Origin of the sequence: Marinobacter sp. ANT_B65 (genome assembly GCF_002407605.1) — a bacterium.
GTDB lineage: Bacteria > Pseudomonadota > Gammaproteobacteria > Pseudomonadales > Oleiphilaceae > Marinobacter.
The window spans coordinates 84,468-109,172 of the sequence record NZ_NXGV01000001.1; the positions used below are offsets into that span (position 1 = coordinate 84,468).

General features: G+C 53.8%; 20 protein-coding genes. 16 read left to right on the plus strand and 4 right to left on the minus strand.

The features are described 5' to 3' along the window. Positions 1-10 precede the first annotated feature (10 nt). The 9 genes from pqqB (at position 11) to CPA50_RS00450 (ending at position 10,022) form a co-directional block, all read left to right on the plus strand. A complete protein-coding gene (pqqB, locus tag CPA50_RS00410) occupies positions 11-940 on the plus strand; it encodes a pyrroloquinoline quinone biosynthesis protein PqqB (RefSeq protein WP_096780536.1) in 930 nt (309 codons plus the stop codon). Further along, the gene (gene pqqC, locus CPA50_RS00415; protein ID WP_096780537.1) at positions 937-1,692 is read left to right on the plus strand and encodes a pyrroloquinoline-quinone synthase PqqC; all 756 of its coding nucleotides are present in this window, start codon (positions 937-939) and stop codon (positions 1,690-1,692) included. The genes pqqB and pqqC overlap by 4 nt, the downstream gene beginning before the upstream one ends. Continuing rightward, positions 1,689-1,967, plus strand: a complete 279-nt coding sequence (pqqD, locus tag CPA50_RS00420) for a pyrroloquinoline quinone biosynthesis peptide chaperone PqqD (RefSeq protein ID WP_179397123.1) — start codon at positions 1,689-1,691, stop codon at positions 1,965-1,967. The genes pqqC and pqqD overlap by 4 nt, the downstream gene beginning before the upstream one ends. Then, a complete protein-coding gene (gene pqqE, locus CPA50_RS00425; protein WP_096780539.1) occupies positions 1,964-3,121 on the plus strand; it encodes a pyrroloquinoline quinone biosynthesis protein PqqE in 1,158 nt (385 codons plus the stop codon). Before pqqD ends, pqqE begins: the two co-directional genes overlap by 4 nt. A 2-nt stretch (positions 3,122-3,123) precedes the next feature. Continuing rightward, on the plus strand, positions 3,124-5,025 hold the full coding sequence (locus tag CPA50_RS00430) for a prolyl oligopeptidase family serine peptidase (protein ID WP_096780540.1): 1,902 nt from the start codon (positions 3,124-3,126) through the stop codon (positions 5,023-5,025). A gap of 46 nt (positions 5,026-5,071) precedes the next feature. Beyond that, positions 5,072-6,235 (plus strand): alcohol dehydrogenase-like regulatory protein ErcA, encoded by a 1,164-nt coding sequence (ercA, locus tag CPA50_RS00435; RefSeq protein ID WP_096780541.1) that lies wholly within the window; start codon positions 5,072-5,074, stop codon positions 6,233-6,235. Then, positions 6,219-7,964 carry a NahK/ErcS family hybrid sensor histidine kinase/response regulator gene (locus tag CPA50_RS00440; RefSeq protein ID WP_096780542.1) on the plus strand — a complete coding sequence of 582 codons (1,746 nt, stop codon included), beginning with the start codon at positions 6,219-6,221 and terminating at the stop codon, positions 7,962-7,964. Before ercA ends, CPA50_RS00440 begins: the two co-directional genes overlap by 17 nt. A 172-nt stretch (positions 7,965-8,136) precedes the next feature. Beyond that, a complete protein-coding gene (locus CPA50_RS00445; protein ID WP_096780543.1) occupies positions 8,137-9,513 on the plus strand; it encodes a class II fumarate hydratase in 1,377 nt (458 codons plus the stop codon). Positions 9,514-9,539: 26 nt separating this feature from the next. Beyond that, positions 9,540-10,022, plus strand: coding sequence for a CDP-archaeol synthase (locus CPA50_RS00450; protein WP_096780544.1), 483 nt, complete (start codon positions 9,540-9,542; stop codon positions 10,020-10,022). Here the strand turns inward: CPA50_RS00450 and CPA50_RS00455 are convergent. After that, positions 10,016-10,993, minus strand: a complete 978-nt coding sequence (locus CPA50_RS00455) for a metallophosphoesterase (RefSeq protein ID WP_096780545.1) — start codon at positions 10,991-10,993, stop codon at positions 10,016-10,018. The two genes, CPA50_RS00450 and CPA50_RS00455, sit on opposite strands and share 7 nt — an antisense overlap. A 218-nt stretch (positions 10,994-11,211) precedes the next feature. On the opposite strand from CPA50_RS00455, the gene msrA reads away from it, so the two are divergent. Then, a complete protein-coding gene (gene msrA, locus CPA50_RS00460) occupies positions 11,212-11,862 on the plus strand; it encodes a peptide-methionine (S)-S-oxide reductase MsrA (protein WP_096780546.1) in 651 nt (216 codons plus the stop codon). Between the two features lie 13 nt (positions 11,863-11,875). Beyond that, a complete protein-coding gene (gene msrB / locus CPA50_RS00465; RefSeq protein WP_096780547.1) occupies positions 11,876-12,301 on the plus strand; it encodes a peptide-methionine (R)-S-oxide reductase MsrB in 426 nt (141 codons plus the stop codon). A 113-nt stretch (positions 12,302-12,414) separates the two neighbouring features. Here the strand turns inward: msrB and CPA50_RS00470 are convergent, their stop codons facing one another. Next, entirely contained in the window at positions 12,415-13,398 is a 984-nt protein-coding gene (locus tag CPA50_RS00470) for a calcium/sodium antiporter (RefSeq protein WP_179397124.1), read from the minus strand. Between the two features lie 495 nt (positions 13,399-13,893). On the opposite strand from CPA50_RS00470, the gene mqo reads away from it, so the two are divergent. The 3 genes from mqo to CPA50_RS00485 all read left to right on the plus strand — a co-directional run bounded on the left by mqo (position 13,894) and on the right by CPA50_RS00485 (position 18,862). Beyond that, entirely contained in the window at positions 13,894-15,375 is a 1,482-nt protein-coding gene (mqo, locus tag CPA50_RS00475; RefSeq protein ID WP_096780548.1) for a malate dehydrogenase (quinone), read from the plus strand. Between the two features lie 178 nt (positions 15,376-15,553). Then, positions 15,554-16,786 (plus strand): ATP-grasp domain-containing protein, encoded by a 1,233-nt coding sequence (locus CPA50_RS00480; protein WP_096780549.1) that lies wholly within the window; start codon positions 15,554-15,556, stop codon positions 16,784-16,786. Between the two features lie 54 nt (positions 16,787-16,840). Beyond that, the gene (locus CPA50_RS00485; protein WP_096782260.1) at positions 16,841-18,862 is read left to right on the plus strand and encodes a hypothetical protein; all 2,022 of its coding nucleotides are present in this window, start codon (positions 16,841-16,843) and stop codon (positions 18,860-18,862) included. 29 nt (positions 18,863-18,891) lie between these two features. Here CPA50_RS00485 and CPA50_RS00490 read toward each other — a convergent pair whose 3' ends face one another. After that, on the minus strand, positions 18,892-19,779 hold the full coding sequence (locus tag CPA50_RS00490) for a chemotaxis protein (protein ID WP_096780550.1): 888 nt from the start codon (positions 19,777-19,779) through the stop codon (positions 18,892-18,894). 258 nt (positions 19,780-20,037) lie between these two features. Between CPA50_RS00490 and CPA50_RS19385 the strand changes: the two genes are divergently transcribed. Next, positions 20,038-20,469: an SRPBCC family protein gene (locus CPA50_RS19385; protein WP_096780551.1), complete on the plus strand. Its 432-nt coding sequence runs from the start codon at positions 20,038-20,040 to the stop codon at positions 20,467-20,469. A gap of 231 nt (positions 20,470-20,700) precedes the next feature. Here the strand turns inward: CPA50_RS19385 and CPA50_RS00500 are convergent, their stop codons facing one another. After that, positions 20,701-21,753, minus strand: coding sequence for a YHYH protein (locus CPA50_RS00500; protein ID WP_096780552.1), 1,053 nt, complete (start codon positions 21,751-21,753; stop codon positions 20,701-20,703). Between the two features lie 778 nt (positions 21,754-22,531). Between CPA50_RS00500 and CPA50_RS00510 the strand changes: the two genes are divergently transcribed. After that, entirely contained in the window at positions 22,532-23,719 is a 1,188-nt protein-coding gene (locus CPA50_RS00510; protein WP_096780553.1) for a DUF4214 domain-containing protein, read from the plus strand. The last annotated feature ends 986 nt before the right edge of the window (positions 23,720-24,705 follow it).

A 24,705-nucleotide genomic window follows, 5' to 3' on the forward strand; every position in this document is an offset into this window, starting at 1 on the left:
GCTTCTGCCCATGTATATCCATATTCTTGGTTCTGCTGCTGGAGGCGGTTTTCCGCAGTGGAACTGCAATTGCGCTAACTGTGACGGCTTTCGTAAAGGCACCCTGAATGCCCGTGCACGAACACAGTCCTCCATTGCTGTCAGTGAGGATGGCGAGCGCTGGATACTGTTTAATGCTTCGCCGGACATTCGCGCTCAACTGGCTTCATGTCCTGCCATGCAACCAGCCCGGGCCCTCCGGGATACTGGCATTAACGCAGTTTTGCTGTTTGACAGCCAGGTTGACCACACCACAGGTCTGCTGACCCTGAGAGAAGGGTTGCCACTGGACGTGTGGTGTACCGCTCAAGTGAAAGACGATCTGAGTTCCGGGTTTCCCCTGTTCACTATGTTGAAACACTGGAACGGAGGGCTTAACTGGCGGGAAGTGCAGGCTTCTGAGTCTGCTGCGTTCGCTATTCCCTGTGCGCCATCACTGAATCTGACCGCAATTCCTCTGCTAAGCAACGCGCCACCTTATTCTCCACGCCGTGATAACCCGCATCCCGGTGACAATATTGGTATTTTTATCGAAGACACCCGGACCGGACAGAGCGTGCTATACGCACCTGGCCTTGGGCAGATGGATTCGCGTGTCCTCTCGTGGATGCGAAAGGCCGATGTGTTGCTGGTTGATGGAACTGTGTGGCACGACGATGAAATGATTCGCCAGAAGGTTGGCACCAAAACCGGGCAGGATATGGGCCATCTCGCCCAGAGCGGACCAGGCGGCATGATTGAAGTGCTTGATACTATGCCGGCCAAACGCAAAATTCTGATCCATATAAACAACACCAACCCGATCCTGAATGAAGACTCTCCCGAGCGTGCGACCTTGTCGCAGCATGGCATAGAGGTGGCTTGGGACGGGATGCAGATTGAACTTGTGGGGCAGCCATGAACGCCATTGCAAACACTGTCATGAACCGGTCGGATTTCGAGCAGGCTTTGCGGGATAAAGGGCGCTTCTACCATATCCATCATCCATATCATAAAGCCATGTACAGCGGGCAATGCACCCAGGAACAGATCCGGGGCTGGGTTGCCAATCGCTACTACTACCAGATTATGATCCCGCGAAAAGACGCTGCGATTATGGCGAACTGCCCGGATGCGGGTGTGCGCCAGTTATGGCTACAACGCATTCTTGACCACGATGGCCACGATGGGGATTGCGGTGGTATTGAAGCCTGGTTATGCCTGGCGGAGTCGGTAGGGCTGAGTCGCGAAGAAGTGATTGATCAGCGCCATGTATTGCCTGGAGTAAGGTTCGCGGTAGACGCTTATCTGAATTTTGCCCGGCGGGCGACCTGGCAGGAGGCGGCCTGTTCTTCCCTGACGGAACTGTTTGCGCCCGAAATACACCAGTCCCGGCTTGATAGCTGGCCCCTGCATTATCCCTGGATAGAGGAGGGGGGGTACAGCTACTTCCGTAAGCGGCTATCAGAAGCCCGGCGTGATGTAGAGCATGGCCTGACGATTACGCTGGAGCACTTTACTACTCAAGCCCAGCAGGCCCGGGCCCTCGATATTCTTCAGTTCAAGCTGGATATTCTGTGGTCCATTCTGGATGCCCTCACTATGGCGTATAGCCATGAAACACCACCGTTCCATACAGTTACTGACCAGCAAGTCTGGCACCGGGGGCTTTGATGGAAGTCGACATGGTAAATGTACTTCGCCTCAGGCGCGGTTTCCGGTTTCAGTGGGAGCCCGCGCAGCAGTGCCACGTTCTCCTGTATCCCGAAGGTATGGTAAAGCTGAATGACAGCGCGGGAGCCATTCTCAGCGAAGTGGATGGTAAGCGCAGTGTTGCAGACCTCGTTTCGGTGCTCGAACAGAAGTTCCCGGATGCAGGGGAATTGAAAGATGACGTGTGCGAGTTTCTCGAACATGCATGTAATCAACACTGGCTGGAACTGTCATGACACTTTCTTCCCCGGTCGCAACAGGTAAGGCTGATGTGAGTGTAGGACCTCCGCTGTGGCTGTTGGCGGAGTTGACCTATCGTTGCCCGCTCCAGTGTCCTTACTGCTCAAACCCCCTGGACTTTGCCCAAACGGAACGTGAACTCACTACAGAGCAATGGGTTCAGGTGCTGCGGCAGGGGCGGGAAATGGGAGCGGCACAGCTCGGGTTTTCCGGCGGTGAACCTCTGGTGCGTCAGGATCTGGAAGAGCTTATCGCAGAGGCTCGTTCGCTGGGGTATTACACCAACCTGATTACCTCTGGACTGGGCCTGACAGAAGCAAAAGTACAGGCCTTTGCCGAAGCGGGCCTGGATCATATTCAGGTGAGCTTTCAGGCATCAGACCCTGAGCTCAATAATGCCATAGCCGGCTCGCGAAAAGCATTTGAGCAGAAGCTGAAAATGGCCCGCGCGGTAAAAGACGCGGGTTATCCGATGGTGCTTAACTTTGTGATTCACCGCCATAATATTCACCAGATGAAGGACATAATGGCGTTGTGCGAGCGTCTGGGTGCTGACTTTGTTGAGTTGGCGACCTGCCAGTATTACGGCTGGGCTCTCGAAAATCGCGAAGGGCTGATGCCGTCCAGAGCGCAACTCGAACAGGCAGAGCTTGAGGTGAATGACTACCGCGCCGGGCTTGAGGCTTCGGGCTCGCCTATGAAGCTGATTTTCGTAACGCCGGACTATTATGAAGAGCGCCCTAAAGCCTGTATGAACGGATGGGGGAATCTGTTCCTGACGGTTGCCCCGGATGGCACCGCTTTGCCCTGCCACAGTGCCCGTCTGTTGCCGATCGACTTTCCGAATGTTCGTGACACAAGCCTGAAATCTGTCTGGTACGACAGCCCCGGGTTTAATCATTATCGTGGCGATGCATGGATGCCAGAGCCCTGCCGTTCATGTGATGAGAAGGATAAGGATTTCGGCGGCTGCCGTTGCCAGGCTTTTCTGCTCACGGGTAATGCAGATAACGCAGATCCGGTTTGCAGCAAGTCGTCTTATCACGATCGCATTCTGGCTGCCCGCAAAGCCGCAGACCATGCCTCTGTTGGCATCGCTGAGCTGACCTATCGCAACGCAGAAAACTCCAGACTGTTCTTCAAGAGCTGATTATGCCGGAGGCTCCTGAGTTCCGGGTACTTAGCGCCAGTGAAGCCTGTGAAGGCTACACCCAGCGCGCCAGTCTCGTTGCCTGTGAGGCAGGTCTGTTCTGGCTGCAGAGCGAACCTCATACAGGTACTAACCGGTTATGGCATCTTCCCCTTGGGAATAAAGGATCTGCCCGGCTGCATAATGCCTGTCTCAGTATTCGTAGCCGTGTGAATGGTTATGGTGGTGGCGCTATCGCAGCCTCATTAACGGGCACGTTTGTAGTAAGCGACTGCCAGCGAATTCATTTTGTTCACCACGAAGGTGGTCTTAGCCGGGCACTGACAGACGATGAGGCCGCCTATGGCGGGCTTGTTGCCGACCCGCTGAGAGACCGGGTACTGGCCGTCAGGGAGACTGGTGACGCCGAAGGAAGTTCTGCTCAGGGCCGGCAGGAACTGGTTGCTGTCGGGTTAACGGGCGAGCCTGAGGTGTTGCACTGCGGTGAGGATTTTTATAGCGCACCCGCGCTATCCGCGGATGGTCGCCGTATAGCCTGGGTAAGCTGGCAACTGCCTGACATGCCCTGGTTGCGGACCCGCCTGTGGACGGCAGACATCGGTAGTGACGGAAAGCTGGTCGATTGCCGGGTCCGGGATGCACCCAAAGATGCCTCAGTGCAGCAGCCCGTTTTCGCCGGTCAGACACTTTGGGTGATGTCGGATCATGAAGGCTGGTGGCAGCCCTGGCAGGTTGATCATCAGGCGGTTTCGGGTAGCTGGCTGATTGGCAATCAGGTGCCTCCGCTGGATCATGCAAATGCTCCCTGGCAACTGGGAGAGTCATATCATTGCCCCTTACCTCACTCCCGGTGGGCTCGGGTGTGTTATCGCAATGGTTCCGGTGAGCTGTGGCTTTCAGAACCGGGTGCTGGTGGCGGTGTAAGGGTTGCCGGCAATTTCACTGATTTCCGCTCTTTGTGTGCCGCCGGTGGTTATCTCTATGTGATTGCCAGATCTCCTGTGCAACTGGATGCAGTGCTGGAGGTTGATCCTGACACTGGCCGTGTATGCGTTGTCGCCGGAGGCGAGGAAGCACTGCCGGGATATCAGGTTTCATTGCCCCGGGCGTTTCAGATCCCGGCGTACCACGGTGAATCCCAGCCCCCTGAGGGTTTCTACTATGCTCCGGTTGCCGATGCTGCGAAGGCGCCGCCCCTTATTCTTGTGGCGCATGGAGGTCCAACCTCTGCGGCTTACCCTGTTTTTAATCCGCAGGTCCAGTTCTGGTGCCAGCGAGGCTTTGCGGTAGCTGAAGTAAATTATCGTGGAAGCAGTGGCTTTGGCAGGGAGTTCAGGCTCTCGCTGGCAGGCCGGTGGGGCGAGGCTGATGTAACGGATATGGCGCAGGCTGCAGACTATCTGGTGGCGGCCGGCCTTGCTGATGATCGCCGGTTATTTATTCAGGGCCGCAGTTCCGGAGGCTATACTGCATTAATGGCTCTGGTCGGGAGTTGTCGCTACGCTGGTGGCGCCAGTTTGTATGGTGTTACCGACCCGCTGCAACTCCGGCGCATGACCCACCGTTTTGAATCCGGGTATCTGGATTGGCTGCTCGGGGATCCTCAGCAGTACTTGCAGCGCTGGAACGCCCGCACCCCCAGGCTTCAGGCGACAGCTATAAACACGCCTGTTATCTTTTTTCAGGGGGGCCAGGACAAGGTTGTTGTGCCCGAGCAGACCCGATGTATGGTCGGAGCTATGAAAAAGCTGGGGCAGCTATCCGAACTGCACTGGTTTGAAACCGAGGGGCACGGCTTTGTTCAGCAAATTAACCAGGTGAGAATGCTGGAAGCGAGTTATGGGTTTTACAGGAAGCACGGGCTAAAGCCTAAAGCCGGTGAACCTCCGGAAAACTTGAGTTAAACTGTCGGGTATACCTATAAAAAAATGTAACGACGAGTGCATTCCCATGAGTCATGACGTATCGGAACTGAGAAAGTTCGTTTCGCCGGAGATTGTGTTCGGTGCGGGGGCTCGAAAGTCTGTTGCCAACTTTGCAAGTAATCTTGGCGCAAAGCACGTTTTTCTGGTGTCTGATCCGGGTGTTGCAGCTGCAGGCTGGGTTGGTGAAATAGTTACCTTGCTAACAGACGCGGGCCTGCGTTCAACTGTTTTTACCGGTGTGTCTGCCAATCCTCGTGTGGATGAGGTGATGGCCGGAGCAGAGCTTTATAAAGCCTCGGAATGTGATGTCATCGTCTCCATCGGCGGCGGCAGCCCTATGGATTGCGCTAAAGGCGTCGGGATTATTGCCAGCAATGGCCGTCACATTCTTGATTTCGAAGGCGTCGACACCATTGCTAACCCACCGCCTCCCCTGATCTTCATTCCGACGACAGCGGGCACCTCGGCCGATGTGTCACAGTTCGCCATCATTTCCGACCAGAATCGACGGTTCAAGTTTTCCATAATAAGCAAAGCGGTGGTACCGGATGTTTCGCTGATTGATCCGGAAGTGACCGAAACAATGAGCCCGTTCCTTACGGCCTGTACGGGTGTAGATGCGCTGGTACATGCTATAGAGGCATTTGTTTCTACCGGCAGCGGGCCACTGACAGACTCCCATGCGCTTGAAGCCATACGGTTGATCAACCGTAATCTGGAACCGCTGGTTGATAATACAGCCGATCCGTTCCTGCGCGAGCAGATCATGCTGGCCTCCATGCAGGCGGGGCTTGCTTTCTCCAATGCCATACTCGGTGCCGTCCATGCTATGTCCCATAGTCTTGGCGGCTTTCTGGACCTGCCCCATGGTTTGTGTAATGCGCTGCTTCTGGAACATGTGGTGGCCTACAATTTCCGTTCGGCAGAAGACCGCTTTCGCCGTGTTGCCGAAGCTATGGATATAGACACACGGGGGATGGGCAAGCCTGAAATCCAGAAGCGTCTGATGAACCGCATCGTTCAGCTCAAACGCCGAGTCGGTCTGGCAGACAGTCTGGCTAACCTCGGCGTCAGCGTATCTGATATTCCCTATCTCTCAGGGTTTGCGCTACAGGATCCCTGTATTCTGACCAACCCCCGAAAATCATCACTAAGGGACGTTCAGGTTGTTTATGAAGAAGCCCTCTGATGAACAGGCCGACAGCTATGGAATCGGCGATCTGTTGGGTTTTGGCAGCCAGTCTGTCCGGAAAAACTATTACCCGGCACTTCAGGAGCGTATTGAAGAGCTTGAGCTTGAGCGTAACCGCTATAAGTGGCTGTTTGAAAATGCGTTGCATGGCATTTTTCAGGGCAATTTAAGGGGTGGGTTTCTGGCGTGTAATCCCGCAATGGCGAAAATCTGCGGTTATTCGGGCCCGGAGGATCTGAAGACGCGGGTAATCCGGCTGCGGGAACAGCTCTTTTGCAGTTCCAGTGAGTTCGATAGCCTGCGTCAGGAATTGCTTGATAACGGCAGCCTCAGTGCTCGTGAAATCCGGCTGCGGCGGGCAGACGGAGCTCCGGTTCATGTTGCTATAACGTTGTTGCGCCGCCCGGATCTGGGGCCTGAAGTGGTGGAAGCTTTTGTGGCTGACATTACTGAGAGGGTGCAGTCCCGGGAAAAACTGATGCAGATGAATGCCGATCTTGAGCGCAGGGTTGAAGATCGCACAACAGCACTGCAGGATGCCAATGTTGGTCTGCGTTACCAGATCGAAGAACGCGAGAAAGTGAAGCGCGAGCTGGTGGTTGCGGTGAAGGCCGCACGGGATGCGAACCGCAGCAAAGACAAGTATCTGGCTGCCGCCAGCCACGACCTTCTGCAGCCACTGAATGCAGCCCGGCTCATGGTTTCGGCGCTTCAGGAGAGTGTGCTTCCGGCTGAAGAGAGCCGGATGGTTCAGCAGGTACATCGTGCGCTTGAGGGCGCGGAAGACTTGCTGGCGGATCTGCTGGACATCTCGAAGCTTGACCAGAAAGCCATGCTGCCAGATCTGGCAATGACGGATGTGGCGGCACTGGTTAAAGGGCTTGGTGAGGAATTCGATGCTGTTGCTGCGAATGCCGGGCTTCATTTTCGTGTTCGAACAATACCTGCAGTGGTTAAAACCGACCAGCGCATGCTCACGCGCATTCTCAGAAACCTGCTGAGCAACGCCTTCCGCTACACCTCCCACGGCCGTATCCTGCTGGCCTTGCGTGCCCGGGAAAATGCCCTGCGTATTGAGGTTTGGGATACCGGTCCGGGTATCGAGAAAAGTAAGTTGCGGGAGATTTTTACCGAGTTTCATCAGCTTTTACCCCAGGGTTCCGGTGGCCGTCAGGGTGCCGGGCTTGGTCTTGCTATTGTTGAACGTATGGTTCGGGTACTGGAGTGCCAGATAGATGTTGTTTCCCGTCCTGGTCGAGGGTCGCGGTTTGCAGTGACGCTGCCGATGGAAGCGACGGATAGACAGCACGCTGTCGTGCCTGGAACTGGATCTGCACAAACCTTTTCTCATGGGTTTTCAGGCGCGAATATACTGGTAATCGATAATGACCTGGCGGTTCTCGAGAGCATGAAACTTCTGCTTGAGCGCTGGGATTGCACAGTTGAAACGGCACCGGGTGAAGCGGCTGCTCTTGCGTATCTGGAGCGAGCTGTCAGGCCGCCGGCGGCTGTTCTGGCAGACTACCATCTCGACAATGGGCAGACAGGTCCTGATGCCATTCATGCCATCCGGCAAAGACTGGGGCAAAAGGTGCCCGCAGCCCTGATTACCGCAGATCACAGCGCTGAGATGCGTAAAAAAATGCGGGCGCAGCACCTTCCTGTTCTTAACAAGCCGGTGAAGCCCAATCGCCTGCGTGCCCTGTTAACCAGCCTTTTGTCCTGAGATTTTCCAGGCACTAACCCCTGCAAGTACAGGGCCGCTGGTAGCATGCTGTGGGGCGCTGACCTGCTTATTCTGCTTGTGTGTCATGAACGCCAGTGCTTCGAAGGGCTACACTGGTTACCAACAGGGAAATATTCCGTTGCGTAATCGTGCACACCTTTATGGAGGAATCATGAACGACTTCAGAACAGAAACCGATAGCCTGGGCGAGGTTCGTGTGCCCGCCGGAGCACTCTGGGGCGCTCAGACCCAGCGCGCTGTCGATAACTTTCCGGTCAGTGGTTTGCCCATGCCGCCTGCCTTTATCTCGGCGGTGGCTCTTGTAAAGCAGGCGGCGGCAGAAGCTAATGCCAGCCTGGGGCTTCTCGATAACCGGAGTTGTGAGGCGATCATGGACGCCTGTCGGGAGCTGATTCGTGGAGAATATGCCGATCAGTTCCCGGTAGATCGTTACCAGACAGGTTCGGGAACCAGCACCAACATGAACGTGAACGAAGTGGTTGCTGCCATTGCTGCACGAAAGGGCGTAGAGGTTCATCCTAACGACCATGTGAATATGAGCCAGAGTTCCAACGATGTCATTCCAACGGCCATTCACGTAAGTTCCGTGATCGGAGTGAGGGAGCGGCTTATTCCTGCGTTAACCCATTTGCGCGGGGTGATTTATGAGCGCGAAGCGATTTTTTCCGGGCAGGTCAAAACTGGCCGGACCCATCTTATGGATGCCATGCCGATTACCCTTGGTCAGGAACTGCGCACATGGCGGGAGCAGATACTGGCCGCAGAAAAGAGGCTTGATGCTGCGGCGGATGAACTGCTTGCGCTGCCTCAGGGCGGAACAGCGGTAGGTACAGGGGTAAACGCACTACCTGAGTTCTCTGGCCAGTTTGCAAAATTCCTCAAGTCCAATACTGGGCACCCGTTTCGTTCTATGGAGCACAAATTTACAGGGCAGAGCGCGGTAGATGCTCCGGTTGCACTCTCCTCTCAATTACGTGGGCTGGGTATTGTGCTCACGAAAATCGCCAATGATCTGCGGTGGATGAACAGTGGCCCTATTCATGGACTTGCGGAGATCAGTCTGCCGGCACTGCAGCCGGGCAGCAGTATTATGCCGGGCAAGGTTAACCCGGTTATTCCTGAGTCTGTAGCCATGGTGGGAGCGCAGGTAATGGGCCTGGACGGTGCCAATGCTATCGCGGGACAATCCGGCAATTTCCAGCTTAACGTAATGCTGCCGCTTATTGGTGCCAACCTGCTGGATATGATCGGGCTGCTTGGTAACGTAACCGGCATGCTGGCAGACAAAGCCATCCGGGACTTTACTGTAAATACTGACACACTGAACTCCAGCGTTGGACGCAACCCGGTGTTGGTGACCGCACTGAACCCCGAGATCGGTTACAGCCTGGCTTCAGATATTGCCAAAGAAGCGTATAAAACTGGCCGGCCTGTCATTGATGTTGCCGAGGAAAGAAGCGGCTTGCCCCGTGACCGGCTGGAACAGTTGATGGACCCGCTGAAGCTGACTCGGGGTGGAAACGAGTAGCATAGGCCAATCGGGAGTGCCGGCGATTGCTGATATCCCTGGAGTTGTTTGTGATGCTGGTGCTGGCTAACGGCGCGCCAGTGGTTGCTGCAAAGTTGTCAGGGCACCGCTGGTCAGCGCCGGTAGATGCCGGCCTGAACTGGTTTGACGGTCGCCCCTTGCTGGGAAAAAGCAAGACCTGGCGGGGGATTGCCTCCGGCGCCCTTTGCTGTGTGCTGTTTGCCTGGGTTACAGGGCTGGGTTTCGTATTCGGGCTGCTGTTCGGTTTGCTGGCTCTTGTCGGTGATTTGCTCAGCAGTTTTATCAAGCGTCGGCTCGGGCTTAAATCCAGTGCGCGCATGCCCGGGCTGGATCAGGTGCCGGAGGCGGCTTTTCCGGTATTGCTTGCTTTGGGGTGGGGGCTGACTGAAGTCTGGACTGCTGTGTTTATCGTGGTGTTTTTTACGCTATCAAATATGTGGATATCACCGCTACTCTATCGCCTGGGCATCCGGCGCCATCCTCACTGAGACGGGCCGCGGGTCAGGGTATGAATGGTTACTTCCGGCGGGCAATTAAGACGAACATTAACAACCGACGTACCCGCTCCGGGCGAGGTATACCCCTGCATTCCGTTTGCTTGCCAGTAGCCCCGGCCCAGATGGCGCGGGCAGTCTGCGTCCAGTGTTAACGGAATTCCTCCAGGCAGGCAGATCTGGCCCCCGTGGGTATGGCCACACAGGAACATATCGTAGCCGGCGTGGGAGGCTTCCCTCCAGATCTCAGGCGTATGGCTGAGAAGAAGGCTGATGCCACCGGGGGGAATGTCATCGCCGGCCCGTTGCAGGTTGTGAACCTTGTAAAAATGCGGGTCATCTACTCCAGCGAGGTACAGGCGCTCGCCATTCCGTTCTATCGGAACCATCTCGTTCATCAGCAGGGAGAACCCCATATCTTCCAGGGCGGGCACCATACGTACACTGTCGTGGTTGCCGAGAACTGCGTAGGCTGGCCCCTGAATCGCTTTGCGTAGCCGCGCCATGCCTCCAAGGGCCGCTTCAACCGGCCCCCAGGTCTGTTTGCGATAGTCACCTGTAAGTACGCACAGGTCGTAATTCAGCGGGGATATCTGCTGTATAACTGCCTCAAGATTGGCTTCATCCATATCTACGTGAAGATCCGTCAGGTGCAGGATGCGAAAGCCTTCGAATGATGCAGGCAGATCCGGTAAGTGAAAGCTGTTGTAAGCTGTTTTCAGGCGCCGGCTATTGGCTTGCCCGCGCCCGAGCAGCCCTGAAATTCTCAGGCAGAAGCGAATAAAGGCTGGTGCGGATGTCAGGTTTTCGAGATGAAAAGATGTGTGGTCACGGCCGAATACACGGGCTTCGGCCTCACGCTCAATGCCCAGACGCTGGCGGGCATGAACAGGTCCGAGTCTCAGGCTCAGACGGTACTCCAGAAGTTCATCCTGATGTTCCTGTGTTCGGGCCCGTGAGGTCATCTGTTGTCCTTTGGTTTCAGGCAGGCTCAGTGTATTGTTTCGCCAAGCCTGTCCTCACATTACGATAGGCCGCAGAAGCGATGCAACCTGATTGGCATTTGTTCGTATCTCTCCGTGAGCGCCATTCTTTCCGGTTTGTCGCAGCTGGTTGGAAATATGCTGGTTTTGCGGCCACAATCTGTAGTCTGTCGATATTCATATTCGTAGAAGAGGTCATTATGACATCATCATGCAGCATCCCGGGCCTGAAAGTACCCCGCAGCCGCTTTCCTGAGCCAGAGCAGGATCTGCCCGCCGAAGAGGGGGAACAGAGACTGGTTCTTGCTGGCGGCTGCTTCTGGTGTGTGGAGGCAGTGCTTCTGGCGCTGGATGGTGTAAACCGTGTGGAGTCAGGGTATGCGGGCGGATCTCCGGAGACCGCTAACTACGAAGCTGTGTGCACAGGCACAACCGGGCACGCGGAAGTGGTGGGGGTTTACTACGACCCCGCGCAAATCAGTTTTGGGGAATTGCTGCGGGTATTTTTCTCAGTGGCTCACGATCCGACTCAGCTGAACCGTCAGGGTAATGACCGGGGCACTCAATACCGGTCTGCTGTTTTTTACGAAACCCCCGGGCAGAAGCAGGTTACGGAGGCATACATTCGCCAACTGGATAAGGCTGGAGTCTACCCGGAGCCTATAGTAACCACACTGGAACCGCTGGATGTATTTTACCGGGCCGAGGAGCACCACCAGAACTTTGCGGCGCGTAATCCGTATCAGCCATACATAATGGCGGTGGCCGCTCCGAAAATGGAAAAGCTGATTGACGGTTTTAGTGACCGGCTGAAGCCTGAGTACTCCGGCCCCGACGACAATCTTGCCTGAGGAGATAGCAAAAATGGGTAGTTCCGCTGCAGGTTATGACCTGACACCTCTGACAGAGGCACAAGTTCAAGAGAAGGCTGCCGGGCTGACACCGGAAGAGCGTCAGGTATTGCTGGATCACGGTACAGAGCATCCTTTCTGTGGAACTTTGCTGGATAACAAGCTGGATGGTGTTTATCACTGCCGGCTCTGTGATCTGCCTCTGTTCAGTTCCAGTTCCAAATTTGACTCCGGAACAGGCTGGCCAAGTTTTTTTCAGCCCTTTGATCCCGAGCATATTCGCTATATTGATGACACCAGCCTGGGCATGACCCGTACTGAGGTCAGGTGTCAACGTTGTGATAGCCACCTGGGGCACGTATTCCCGGATGGTCCACCACCAACAGGGCGACGTTACTGCCTGAATTCTGTTGCGCTGGTGTTTCGCGAAAAAGACTGAATCCTTATTGGATTTGAGGTTAAGCGGTGCCTTAAGAATCAGCAATTCTTTCGGGGCGTATGAATAAGCGCCCCGGGAGAATTGTCGGCGAACCTGAGTGGCAGGCTCTGTTGTCAGCTTGTGCTGGCGGCGACAACCGTGGAAAGCAGGTAGCCGGTGTAGGCAACGTAAACCAGCAGCAGAATGGAGCCGTCAAACCGGCTGATGACTTTTCGCCAGCCGGTCATTCCAAAGCCCATAACCAGCAGGCCGAGGGTCAGAGCCAGCATCAGCGTCCAGTCACGGTATAGCACTTCCGGATCCACAGACAGCGGCTGTATGACTGCGGCAAGGCCAACAACGGCGAGAGTGTTGAAGATGCCTGAGCCGAGAATGTTACCCAGAATCAGATCATGTTCGTTTTTGCGGACTGCCGCCAGGGCTGAGGCCAGTTCTGGCAGAGACGTACCAATGGCTACGATGGTCAGACCGATGACCAGATCACTGACGCCAAGGCTTTGGGCTATGGTAACCGCGCCCCAGACCAGGAGGCGGGAGCTGACAACCAGCAGGATAAGGCCAATAATCAGCCACATTACGGCTGTTTTCATCGGCATGAGATCTGAGTCTATCCGGGCACCGGCTTCATCCGCCAGTGGGTCGCCCTTGCTTCGCATGCCCTGAAATATGGACCAGCCCATAACGGCGCTGAATACGCCCAGCAACACCCAGCCATCAAACCGTGAGAGCTCTCCGTCCAGCAATTGGGCGCCGGCAATCAGGGTGAGCACCACAAGTAACGGAAGTTCTTTCCGGATAACCTGGGAATGGACAGCAATGGGGGCAATCACAGCCGTAAGGCCAACAATCAGGGCTATATTGGTGATGTTGGAGCCATAACCGTTACCCAGAGCAAGCCCCGGGTTACCGTCAGCGGCGGCCATGGCGGAGACTGCCAGTTCTGGCGCCGAAGTTCCGAAACCTATAATCACCATGCCGATAAGGAGTGCGGGCATTCCCAGGTGTTTTGCGACCGCGGCCGCCCCTTCCACAAACTTGTCTGCGCTCCATACCAGCAATACAAGGCCGGCGATAATTGCGCCTATAGCCATTACCATAGATAAACCTCAGTCAGGTATCTTCTGCAAAACAGGTGTCTGAACCGCCCGGATAACCGGGGGCGTATACACCGGGAAGGTGTGCAAGATACCGCATAAAGGCCTTTAAGGTCAGCCCCTTTCGGATGAAGTGGTATTATTGGGGCCAAGGTAGGGCATGAGACTAAAGTTGCGGTGATATTGCTTCTGAAAGAGGAGAGAATTTGAAGTCGTCTGTCACTTCAAGACAGACCCGGATGATTACCTATACCCGGTACAAGCCTCTGTTCGTATGCTAATGAAATAACCGCTAGACTAGAGCACAGACCATATACTGATCCGGTATATTTTGTAATCGCAATTTATATTTCTGCGAAAATCCGGATAATTACGCGCACATTCAGAACGGATGCTCACAGCAACGTCTTTTTACCTTGCGACTTGCCGGCATCCGACAGACCTCTCCGCTGATCGTGGGGGGGCGAAAGGTTCAATACTAGCTAAGGTGAAGAACCAATGGCCGTAAAACAGGCAGATGTAGTGTTGGTCGGAGGTGGTGTCATGAGCGCCACACTCGGCATGATGCTAAGGCAGTTGGATCCGTCGTTGAAAATTGTCATGCTGGAGCGTCTTGACCACGTTGCACATGAAAGTACTGACGGATGGAATAATGCAGGAACCGGGCACGCGGGATACTGTGAGCTCAACTATACGCCCGAGACCGACGATGGTGATGTGGCAATTGAGCGTGCGCTCCAGATCAATGCGCAGTTCGAAGTGTCGCTGCAGTTCTGGTCGCATCTGGTAGAGCAGGGCATGCTGCCCGAGCCTTCAAAGTTTATTAATCGCACGCCGCATCAGAGCTTTGTCTGGGGTGAGGACGATGTGGCTTTCCTCAAACGCCGCTATGAGCGCTTGAGCTCCCATCATCTGTTCCGTGATATGGAATATACTGAGTCACCCCGGGATCTGGAAGAGTGGATGCCTCTGATTGTCCAGGGCCGGGATCCGATGCAGCGTGTTGCAGCAACCCGCATACGCCATGGTTCGGATGTGGATTTCGGTTCCCTGACCCGCAACATGGTTGAGTATCTGCAAAGTCAGCCTAACTTCGAGTTGATGCTGGGCTGCCCGGTGCATTACATAGACCAGCGCGATAATGGTCGGTGGAAAGTCCGGGTTAAAAACCAGCACACTGGTGAGCAGACCAAGCTGGAAACGGAATTTGTATTTCTGGGGGCTGGTGGTGGTGCACTGCCAATGCTGCAGAAATCCGGAATTGACGAAGCCCGCGGCTATGGCGGTTTCCCTGTCAGCGGGCAGTGGCTGGTATGTCGCGACCCGGCGGTGGTAAAAAAGCACCACTCCAAGGTATATGGCAAGGCTCCGATTGGTGCGCCGCCCATGTCAGTGCCACATCTGGATACCCGTATCATCAATGGTGAACCGGCCCTTCTGTTTGGCCCGTTTGCAGGATTTACCACCCGTTTCCTCAAACAGGGTTCCATCTTCGATCTGTTTGGCTCCGTGCGCACGAGCAACCTGAAACCCATGTTGTCAGTGAGTAAGAGTAATATGGACCTTACCCGATATCTGATCGGTGAAGTGTTCCAGTCACACAGTGACCGTGTAGAGGCTCTCCGTAACTTCTTCCCGGAAGCCCAGGAAGGTAACTGGGAGCTGCGTAATGCCGGTCAGCGTGTTCAGATCATCAAGCAGGCTGAAGGTGGTGGTGGAAAGCTGGAGTTCGGAACTGAAATAGTGGCATCAAAAGATGGCACTCTGGCTGCTTTGCTTGGGGCCTCTCCAGGTGCGTCTACGGCAGCGAACGCTATGCTCAGTGTGATTGAGCGTTGCTTCCCCAAGAAAATCCAGACGCCCGAGTGGCAGGAACGCATGAAGTTGATGGTGCCTTCGTACGGCCAGTCACTGGTGAACGATGAAGCTCTTTTGACTAAAGTTCGTGAAAGAACACTCTCTACCCTGAAGCTGAACTGATATTTCCGCTTGATCTGAGCAAATCTCAGAAAGCTTTGTGGGTAGCGCTAAAGCACGCTGGGTGCCGGTATTCAAACCAGTGCCCAGCGTGCTTTTGCATTTCTTACCGGATTGATATTTGCGATTCTCATATATCAGCGTAGGGTGGAAACGACACCCTGATGCAAGGAGATAGCCCGTGAGCGAGCACAAATACAATCCTGAGAAGGGGTATGTTGCGCTACTCGGCTGGAGCCTGAACGCTGTAGAGGCTGCTGATAAATTTGATCGCCGATACGTGGTGGTTGCTCCCGACTGGGCTGAGCCCTACTGCAAAGAACATGATATCCCCTACGTACCCTGGAACTTCGAGCGACTTAACGACCGCTCGGTCGAGATCGCCCAGACGCTCAAAGGCATGGGAGTAGATGTAGCCATTCCCCTGTTTGAAGAAACCGTTGAGTGGGCGGGCGCTATCAATTCAGTCCTGATGGATAAGCCGCGACTTTTTGGTCAGGCAATGTTGCTGCGAGACAAGGCACTGATGAAGCGCCGCGCTCAGCTCGGTGGTATCCGGGTGGGCATTTTTGAAGAAGCCCATGACAAGGGCGATGTGATCCGTTTTCTCAAGCGTGTTAACCAGACGCTGCTTAAACTCGATGGCGACCCCAACGATCCAATTCACCTCAAAGCGTTTGATAAAGCCGGCTGCCTTGGCCACAGAGTCATTCGTACCCCTGACGAAGTGGATTCCATCCCGGACGAAGAGTTTCCCGTGCTTATGGAATCGCACCTGGATGGTTGGGAGTTTGCAGTCGAGGCCTGGATTCATAATGGCAAGATTGCTTTCCTGAACATCTCCGAGTACGTCACTCTGGGTTATTCTGTATTCGTTCCTGCAACGCCCGATCTTGAAAAATATCGCGACCAGATCCGCAGCGAAATTGAAAAGCTGATCAAGGCATTTGATATTGATTTCGGATTTATTCATCCGGAATATTTCGTCACCAGCGACAGCACCATGTACTTTGGTGAAGTGGCCTACAGACCACCCGGGTTCAAAGTCTTTGAACTGCTTGAGAAAGCATACGGCTTCAATGCCTATCAGGGTCTGATCCTTTCATTTGATCCCAAAACCACGCCGGAAGAAATCAAGGCGTTCTTCCCGAGAGAGGTTGTGGATGCCAAAGGTTATGCAGGCTGCTTTGGCGTGTACCCAAGGCGGCGGGTGGTCAGCAAGCTGGAAATTCCGGAAGAAACCGAGAACCATGAATATTTCGAATCGCACGAACTGACGCCCCCACTTGAAGAGACCGTCACCAAACGTACGGCATTTGGTACGCACTGGGGCCTGGTGTATTTCTTCGGTGAAGATCCTTATGTCATGCGCGATCTCCTGAAGCACCAGGAAGATCTGGATTTCTATGTATAATCGGGCGATGCACTAACAACTATGGGGTTTGATGCAGGCCCTGAGGAACATCGTTTGAGCGATAACCAATCGGGCAGCACAGTGCCGGCTGTTAATCTGGATAAGCTGGCGCAAAGGCTGGATGATTCGATCCAGGTACTGGAAGAAAGCAGGTCCTTTGCCAAACTGGACAAGCTACCTCGCGTATTTGATCTTGTCCGGAGAATACTGCTGCAGGCGGAAGGCTGTGCAGTCATCGAAGCCCGGGTTGAGCGTTTGGAAAATGCGGGAGTGTTTGCCGGAACAGATTGGGCAGAGCCCGCGATTCTGTTACCTGCACTTACCACCTATTCCCTGCAAAGCCAGAACGCAGACACGGTAATTATTGAAGTGCTCAGTGAGCTCCGGCTATTGGCGGTAGCTCGCGGAGCATACCTGCACCCTTCAGTATCGGCCGAGCAGGCTCACCATTACCTGACGCAGGTTCTTGCGATCAATCTTGGTCTGCTTTTTGGTATGACCGGTGAGGCCGAACGTGAACAGCGCAAACTGGCACTGATCAGTCAGCAGGTTGTGCAGTATGTGGCTCAGCATATTGGTTACGAACATGTAATCGACAGCCTGATTGAAGAAATCTGGCGAATTCTGCAACAGCGGCCCATTCAAGTGGCTGGAGTGCGCAGGATGATCACCCAGATTGCCATTTGCCGCGCCGAGCCCGATGTTGATCTTGGTGGTGCCGGACGCGGAGCGGACAGGCTGATTTCAAGTCTGTACGGTCCGACCCGGGGGTGCAGCGAGGATCCCGGAACTGTGGTTTACCAGCAGCGCCTGGACTCCATGGACTCCCAGACCCTGCAGAATGAAGCTACCGGGTTCGCCCGGTCCATGCACGATACCGGTCTGGTCTCTCCCTACCACGCATCCTTTGTACGCTATATCCTGGAAAGCCATGATAACCTGCTTAGCGAGGCGCTAGGGCTTTCCAGTACAGGGCGCGACTGTCTGATGTGCTATCGCGACCTGGTGTATAACCTGATCACCGAAGGTATTTTCCCTGAAACTGCTCAAGGTATTTATGGCCTGGCGCTCATGCTGGAGCGGGGCATTCTCTATCAGCCTCCTGTAGCACCTGCACTTTGGCGTCAGGCCCGGCTGAACCTTTGTCCGCAAGCGCGTGAGCGCCTGCAGCTTGCCTATGGCTACCAGCCTCAAGCGGGCGCCTGGCTGATTCAGGGCGTGCTGAATATGCTGGGACAGCCGCTGGGGGTTGGCCAGGGAAATAATCCTACCTGCCAGTCTGCCCGGGCTCTTTCCATGTGGGCCTATAACGATCCGGATTATCTGCTGCAAATGGTTGCATGGGCTGCACGGGATAACGAAATCATCATGCACTTTGAGGGGCAGCCTGTTTCCTCGGCGCAAAGCTCCGGGGGGCTGGCATCGGAAGTGACCCTTGATCTGGACCCGGTATCACTGGTTGTAGTGCCTCATCTTGATCGGATATACGGCGAGATGGGCCGCATGTGCATCGGCCGGGAAGGTGATCCGCACAGGTGGATAAACCCGGAATTCCACGGCTGGTCTGCGGGGAGAGGGTTTGCTATCAATGTGGATGTGGCCACCGGCAACCTGGACGATCTGGAAGGTTTTATCCGGCATTTTTACGCCAGTTATCACCCGTATTACAACGGCAACCAGCCGCTCATACACCCTCAGCCTGCCGGCATTGCCGTAACGGACAGAGCTGCGCGCTTTATTGGCTGGCATGCAATAACGATTCTCAGGGTGGCCCTCGACCCGGAGGGTGAAATGCGCGTGTATTTCTATAACCCTAATAACGACAGCGGCCAGAGCTGGGGTAATAATGTACACGTGAACACGGAGGGCTGTGGGGAGCGGTTTGGTGAGGCGTCTCTGCCGTTCGAACAGTTCACATCCCGGTTGTACATATTCCACTTTGACCCGCTTGAACGTGGCGAGCCTGCGGATGTAGGGGTAGACGAACTACAACGGGTAATGGAAGGGGTTTACCAAAGCTGGGGCCAAAACCGTGTTCCCGCCCAGGAACTGCAGGCTCAGAATCCGCAGACGTAAACAGGCCGGCAGGGTGGTAATCCGGGCTGTTACCCGGGCTGGGTGGCGCCTCTAAGCATGGCATGCAAGAGTTCGTCGGCATCGAACTTGGTAAGAGCCTCGTTGGCACCCACCTGGTTGGCGTAGCTCAGGCTCATCTCGCTGTTCAGAGATGTATGCAGAATGATGTAAGGCTGCTTCAGTGCGCCATTATCCCGCACATCGAATGCCAGTTCGTAGCCGTCCAGACCCGGCATCTCGATATCGCTTACCAGAATATCAACAGGTTGTCCGAGCTCGTTGTCCTTCAGGAGGCTTTGCAGCGCGTCATCACCGTTGGTGGTGACCTTGTAGGGGATATCCTTTGCGTCCAGTACATCGCAGAGCTGTTTACGGGCGACACGGGAATCGTCCACCAGCAGAATGTTGAGGGCTTTCAGGGTTTCGCTCTGCACGTCTGTAAGAGCGACATCCCCTGTGTCCAGAGAAGCGGGGTATACGTTTGCCAGTAACAGTTCGACATCCAGCAGCTGAATGATGTCGCCTTCGGCCTCCATCAGGCCGGTTATAAAGGCTCTGTCTCCCAGTGCCGCCGGTGGTGCTTTTACCTTCTTCCAGTCGGCCTCAATGATCTTGTCCACGCCGCGCACCAGAAAGCCGATTTCCTGACGCTGAACATCCGTGATGATGATTGAGGCAGCCCCCAGTTCTTCAGGCGTCAGCCCCCGGTAGCCCACTGCGGCGGCCATATCAATCACTGGAACTGTGGCGCCACGGAAGCTGGTTGTTCCAACAACTGCATGGTGGCTGTGGGGTAATCTGGCCAGTGGTTTGAAGGGGAGTATTTCCCGGATTTTCAGCGTGCCGATGCCGAACAGCCGGGTGCCGGATAAGCGGAACAGAAGGAGTTTCTGGGATTGTTTGGCTTTGCTGGTCATAATCCGGTCCTTGCGAGCATACCCTTCCGGGAAAGCGGGAGGCTTTCCCGGAAGGGTAGTCAAAAACGATATGGACCGAAGATAGCAAGCTTACGGGCTCTTATCATCCGTTACCGTGACAACTTTGGTAACGAATCGTATTCAGCATTGTTGCGTTACCGCCAGGTCAGCAATCAGATTCCGCTATATTAGCAGGGGCAGGTGTCGAGAACCTCGGGTCCAGCATCGACTCCTTAAGTTGAGAAGAGGTCACGCCCGATGAAGCTGGATTTTCAAAGTGAGATAAACCAACCCGTAGATCGGGTGTTCCAGTTTTGCACCTCAAAATCAGGGTTCCTGGCTCACTTTCCATTCAGTGCCAAATGGATCAGCGGCCCGGATGGCTGGAACGGCCCCGGAGAAACTTTGAGCTTTTCGTTTCAATTGTTTGGTATACCTGTCCGTTACACAGCTGAAATAACTGAATTTGAAAAAAACGCACGTTTTGTCGATGTCATGCGAAAAGGGCCTTACAAATTTTTCCGCCATGAACATATTTTCACGCTAATAGGAGACAGGACTCTTTATACGGACCGCCTTGAATTCTCGGGAGGGTTTGGGAATATGGCCGATACCTTGATCAGCGCTCCTTTAACAAGGCGGGTTTTCAAGAAACGTCATGAGCTTATGAGGCAGGCACTGGAAGGATGAATTAACCTTTAACGTCGCTGTCTGGCTTTTCCCTTCAATACCGAAGCCCTTTTTGACCATTTTTGATGCCAGCAGAGAGCCTGGGTTTACTGCTGCGAATACTGGACCCTGGCTACTCTTCAATACTCGCCTGATTAAGCCGCAGGTTCAGTACAACAGTACTTCAGATAGAGGCAACCCGCAGGGGCTTTTTTCCATAGCGGAATCAAGCCTCAGGCAGCCATGGCTAAGCTAGTTATGATCATGAGGAGGAGGTGGCGTCTCGAAGCCTTCGCCTCCAGGAGGAGGGCCTCCACCTGGAGGTCCACCGGCAGCGTGATTGATGGTTGTGCCCATGTAGCAGGTCAGAACTCCGTTCAGCTCGGGTGAGCGGGCGTGGTAATGGTAACCATACCCGTCGGTGGTATGGCCGTTGCACTCGTCCAGGTCGCCGGCCTTGTCCAGGTCTCCGCTCTCAAGAACGCCGTGGATTAAATATCCGTCCATGGCAACCGCAAAGGGTGGCGTCTCTCCATCGGGAGCATCGCCAACTTCACTGCAACCAGTCGCGGCGTGCATATGGTAACCCTCGAATGGGTTAACGTGGCCGCCGCAGTCATCAAATGCGGCGATGGTGTGAGCGCCCAGAATGGCATCCACGGGCGCGGCTGCGTCAATACGGATGCCATTGAAGGTTACGCCGAGTGGTCCTCTGGCGGGGGTGGGGGTACCCTGATGCACCGGGGTGACCGGGATCTGTACAGTAGTCGTGACAGGTTCGCCGCCTTCGAGCCATTCCATGCGCCCTTCAACGCAGTAGTTTTCGTATTCTTCCGCTACATTAGGGCGCGCAGCCGCTTCAAACGCTTCTTTGGTATCGGTTACTCGCACATGGCCCTGGCCGTCGTGGAGCATCCAATGGTCGTCGTTATAGATGGAGGGCAGATCTAGGATGAACTGGCCTGTGACATCATAGAGATTGTCTCCGTCCAGCCAGATACCCACCTCATCCTCGGTCGCCGTCGTAGTCCTTGGGCAAAAAGGACCTACGCCATGATTGGAGGGCGTGCCCGCCACGGTGATTTCATAACAGGACGTTGCCGTGCCATCGGAGAGGGTACATTCCACCGTTGCGACGTCCTTTACCAGCGCATCCGGCATGAAGAAGTCCAGCCAGCCGTGTGTGTGCTCTGGCTCAGAGACTGGTTCGGGCGTATTACTCATGCAATTTGTGAGGACAAGCACCAGAGCCAGTGGGATGGTCACAGAGGTGTATCGCACAGAAGCTGTCTGCCACGGCTTCATAGAAACTCCCCAAAATGTTGGTCTGGCCTGAACCGGGCCGCTTCATAGCTTGTTCGTGTGTATTTCAACTATAACAGCAATTGCGTTTGACGAATTCAGAGTCATCCCTGGAACTTTCAGGGCGATATTGTTCCATCGTTTACCATCATAACTCTGCCACCACACCCCAGGTTCAGCCATATCCACCCCAAAAGCATTCCCTTAATGCTCAAATCGGAAGACTTTGACATGTGACTGGATTTGTACATAACCAATACAAACCCGTTCCAGCGCTTGCTGAAACCCGCATTAGTGAACCGTTGTCAGTAGAACCGATAAAGTCACCAGGTAACCTGGGAAAAGCGGGGCAGGGTGAAAAGATCGAAACGGACGAGGCGTAACAAAAAATACCGTGTAGGAGATCTCTCACACAACCTTAGGTAATGTCCTCTAAAAACCACCACCAGGAACCGTAAGCTGGTACCGAGCTGCTTGGCCAGGAAGGTCAGAGCATACCGCCGGCAAGGAGCCAGGCAAGCGCGACACCTCTAGAGTGGTGTGACTTCAGGGAGAGGTCTGGTAGCGATTTTTGAAGAGGATATATGTGCCGTTCGCAAGGGATTATTGGCGTAAGGGCCATCGCTCCGGTCAATCAAGACTTCGGCTAGGTGCTCGGTCAGGCCCATCTGGCGGTCGACGCAGTCTGGCCTCTGAAAAGTTGGAAGTGAGATAATGTCTGATCACAAAGTAAACAAGCGTGTTCAGCCATCAAAAGACGAGATCAATTCAGGGAAAAAGTATGTCTAATTATTATCTGAACCGCCGTAAGTTCCTTCAAGGCAGCGCTGTTCTGGGCGCCGGTCTTCTTGCGCCGGCCATCTTTTCCAGTGCAGCCAGCGCAACCAGTCCTTGCGATAGGGGTGATGTAACGTATCGAAAACTTATTACGGCTATCGGTGAATCAACTTTCCGAGGTTATTTGGGCGGCACAGACTACCCTTGGTGTTATGATAAAAGCATACCACAGCAAGTGGAAGATGCAGTGCGCGCTAAGGGGTTGAACTATTCAGTGGACAACAGGGCCATATCGTCTACGAAGGTAATTTGTCATGTAGCACCCGGTGCTGCCGGATCAGATGAGGTGTTGGCAGAAACGAATACCAATATAGTCATTCTAAATTTTGGTATCAATGATGCTGTTTACGGGACTGTTGACGAGTTTAAATCTAAATTTTGTGAGTTAATTGAGAACTGCAAAAAGGCAGGAAAGCGTGTCGTGGTTACCCACCCGAATAAAATCAAAATGGATGACCCTGATGACCGTTGGATAGAAGAAACGCTAACGGAAATTAGCGCTGCCATCACAACTATTTGCCAAAACAAAAACGTTGAACTAGTTACTGATGGACTTGTTTACGTCGAACTGGATGACCAGTTTCATCCAGTTGCCGGCGCCGAAGGTTACATCAAAGCCGGGAAAAAACTAGTTGACCATGTTTCGACTATTGCCCCGGTGGTCGCACGTCAAGCTCGTATTGTCGGTGCCTATGTTGCTCTATTTGGCCGAACAGCTGAAAAAGGTGGTTTAGACTATTGGGAATCCCGTCTAGCTAATGAAGATCAAGATGAACTGCTCACCGAGATGGCGAATTATTTGCCTGATTACACCCCCTCAGCTTTTGTCAAAACTGTTTACCAAAACCTTTTCGGTCGTTCCGCTGACCAAGGGGGGCTTAATTTTTGGTCGAAAGTCATTACAGATAACCCCCAGTCCGGAAAAGGGCAAATGCTCAACGGTATAATTGACACGATGCAGAATGGAACATCATCCAGGCAATCGGATATTGATACTTATCGTCACCGCGTGCATTGTGGTATGGCATATGGTGCGGTGTATGGAATAACCGATGTTGCTAGTGACCATAACTTGGCTGTTGTCAATAATACGTGGCAGAGTGTTCGTGCATATACCGAATCTTTATTTTGATATGAGGGGTGCTGTTTTTGGAGCTCCTTTGCAGTTTGAAAGAATTTTCAGAGTTAATTGAGAGCTGCAAAAGGGGAGAAAGCGTGTCGTGGTTGCCAACAGGAACAGCATCAAAAAAATCTGATAGCCATGAGGAAATAGACATGATGTTTTGGCCTGTCCTTCTCAATGTGGCTCTGCATTCGAGTATACCATCCTCAAATGTAACCAACGAATGTTGAGGGTGGGTAGGTCAAATATCGTGTCTAGGTCTATCAGATTAGTCCTTCCTGACGCAGATTTGATTAATTGATTTTCGCTTGCGATATTCTCTGAATAAATGGAATCGCCGTATTCAATTTCTTGATGAGGAGACTCCTTCTCGTCACTAAGTAGCAGTAATCGTTCGATCCAAAGGGGTTGAATATGCGTAGCGAGCAGGTTGTGTCAGTTCCGAATCACTTAAATGTCTACATTCAGAAACTTTCTTTAACTGATACTCACTATCATTGTGTCATACCGCAGAAATGCGTTGGTAGCCGGAGGCATTCACTACTCGACGTTTCTGCTGCATCTGATTACCTGAAACTGCCACCACACACTACGACGGCCATTTTGTCGTCCCCCTCGTCGGTTTCCGTGCCAGGAGTTTGCTATTATCTCTGCCAGACCGAAACCCGCCCTGTTTTCAGGTAGTTCTCTCTTTTAGCTAATTCTGTGTTCGGATCTACCTGACCGCATTCCGGGTCTGTTGAGCTCGTCACCAGCCAATGTGTGTACTTCTGCCCAGTCTGTCCTGATACCATTGTAAGTGGATTAGTGCGCATTATTGTTCAAGAAAATGGAACGCAGGAAAATTGGATTGCTGTCGAAGCTGTGATCTGAAATCCATAGCTTAGATAAGCTGGTGAATATTAAATTGAGCTGCGCCCTGGGAGAGAAGTTAGCGTGTTAGCCGTGAAAATTTGAAGAGTGTCTTTCAGTAGGGCATAAAAAAAGCCCCTGAA

Bases quoted from the DNA above. Each gene is read 5' to 3' on its own strand.
- CPA50_RS00470 (WP_179397124.1), bottom strand. From the start codon at position 13,398: ATGGTAATGGCTATAGGCGCAATTATCGCCGGCCTTGTATTGCTGGTA.
- CPA50_RS00510 (WP_096780553.1), top strand. From the start codon at position 22,532: ATGTCTAATTATTATCTGAACCGCCGTAAGTTCCTTCAAGGCAGCGCT.
- mqo (WP_096780548.1), top strand. From the start codon at position 13,894: ATGGCCGTAAAACAGGCAGATGTAGTGTTGGTCGGAGGTGGTGTCATG.
- CPA50_RS00490 (WP_096780550.1), bottom strand. From the start codon at position 19,779: ATGACCAGCAAAGCCAAACAATCCCAGAAACTCCTTCTGTTCCGCTTA.
- CPA50_RS00440 (WP_096780542.1), top strand. From the start codon at position 6,219: ATGAAGAAGCCCTCTGATGAACAGGCCGACAGCTATGGAATCGGCGAT.
- CPA50_RS00500 (WP_096780552.1), bottom strand. From the start codon at position 21,753: ATGAAGCCGTGGCAGACAGCTTCTGTGCGATACACCTCTGTGACCATC.
- msrA (WP_096780546.1), top strand. From the start codon at position 11,212: ATGACATCATCATGCAGCATCCCGGGCCTGAAAGTACCCCGCAGCCGC.
- pqqE (WP_096780539.1), top strand. From the start codon at position 1,964: ATGACACTTTCTTCCCCGGTCGCAACAGGTAAGGCTGATGTGAGTGTA.
- ercA (WP_096780541.1), top strand. From the start codon at position 5,072: ATGAGTCATGACGTATCGGAACTGAGAAAGTTCGTTTCGCCGGAGATT.
- msrB (WP_096780547.1), top strand. From the start codon at position 11,876: ATGGGTAGTTCCGCTGCAGGTTATGACCTGACACCTCTGACAGAGGCA.
- CPA50_RS00445 (WP_096780543.1), top strand. From the start codon at position 8,137: ATGAACGACTTCAGAACAGAAACCGATAGCCTGGGCGAGGTTCGTGTG.
- pqqB (WP_096780536.1), top strand. From the start codon at position 11: ATGTATATCCATATTCTTGGTTCTGCTGCTGGAGGCGGTTTTCCGCAG.
- CPA50_RS00455 (WP_096780545.1), bottom strand. From the start codon at position 10,993: ATGACCTCACGGGCCCGAACACAGGAACATCAGGATGAACTTCTGGAG.
- pqqC (WP_096780537.1), top strand. From the start codon at position 937: ATGAACGCCATTGCAAACACTGTCATGAACCGGTCGGATTTCGAGCAG.
- CPA50_RS19385 (WP_096780551.1), top strand. From the start codon at position 20,038: ATGAAGCTGGATTTTCAAAGTGAGATAAACCAACCCGTAGATCGGGTG.
- CPA50_RS00430 (WP_096780540.1), top strand. From the start codon at position 3,124: ATGCCGGAGGCTCCTGAGTTCCGGGTACTTAGCGCCAGTGAAGCCTGT.